Source organism: Rossellomorea sp. ABR4_004, from assembly GCF_056159585.1.
On sequence record NZ_JBSWVM010000016.1, the window covers coordinates 1 to 1,375 of the forward strand.

Sequence of the window (1,375 nt, forward strand, 5' to 3'; positions counted from 1 at the left end):
TGTGGTTAAGTCCTCGATCGATTAGTATCAGTCAACTCCACATGTCGCCATGCTTCCATCTCTGACCTATCTACCTAGTCATCTTCTAGGGATCTTACTCACATACGTGATGGGAAATCTCATCTCGAGGGGGGCTTCATGCTTAGATGCTTTCAGCACTTATCCCTTCCGCACATAGCTACCCAGCGATGCCTTTGGCAAGACAACTGGTACACCAGCGGTGCGTCCATCCCGGTCCTCTCGTACTAAGGACAGCTCCTCTCAAATTTCCTGCGCCCACGACGGATAGGGACCGAACTGTCTCACGACGTTCTGAACCCAGCTCGCGTACCGCTTTAATGGGCGAACAGCCCAACCCTTGGGACCGACTACAGCCCCAGGATGCGATGAGCCGACATCGAGGTGCCAAACCTCCCCGTCGATGTGGACTCTTGGGGGAGATAAGCCTGTTATCCCCGGGGTAGCTTTTATCCGTTGAGCGATGGCCCTTCCATGCGGAACCACCGGATCACTAAGCCCGACTTTCGTCCCTGCTCGACTTGTAGGTCTCGCAGTCAAGCTCCCTTGTGCCTTTACACTCTGCGAATGATTTCCAACCATTCTGAGGGAACCTTTGGGCGCCTCCGTTACTCTTTAGGAGGCGACCGCCCCAGTCAAACTGCCCACCTGACACTGTCTCCCACCCCGATAAGGGGCGCGGGTTAGAATTTCAATACAGCCAGGGTAGTATCCCACCGATGCCTCCACCGAAGCTGGCGCTCCGGCTTCCAAGGCTCCTACCTATCCTGTACAAGCTGTACCAAAATTCAATATCAGGCTACAGTAAAGCTCCACGGGGTCTTTCCGTCCTGTCGCGGGTAACCTGCATCTTCACAGGTACTATAATTTCACCGAGTCTCTCGTTGAGACAGTGCCCAGATCGTTACGCCTTTCGTGCGGGTCGGAACTTACCCGACAAGGAATTTCGCTACCTTAGGACCGTTATAGTTACGGCCGCCGTTTACTGGGGCTTCGATTCGCACCTTCGCTTGCGCTAAGCACTCCTCTTAACCTTCCAGCACCGGGCAGGCGTCAGCCCCTATACTTCGCCTTACGGCTTCGCAGAGACCTGTGTTTTTGCTAAACAGTCGCCTGGGCCTATTCACTGCGGCTCTCTCGGGCTTGCACCCTACCAGAGCACCCCTTCTCCCGAAGTTACGGGGTCATTTTGCCGAGTTCCTTAACGAGAGTTCTCTCGCTCACCTTAGGATTCTCTCCTCGCCTACCTGTGTCGGTTTGCGGTACGGGCACCTTTTTCCTCGCTAGAGGCTTTTCTTGGCAGTGTGGAATCAGGAACTTCGCTACTATAATTCGCTCGCTATCACAGCTCAGCCTT

Annotated in this window: 1 rRNA gene; it reads right to left on the bottom strand. The window is 54.4% G+C overall.

Annotation, left to right across the window (positions count from 1 at the left end):
* Position 1 precedes the first annotated feature (1 nt).
* A 23S ribosomal RNA gene (locus tag ACXAF2_RS23500) occupies positions 2 to 1,375 on the bottom strand; the annotation flags it as partial.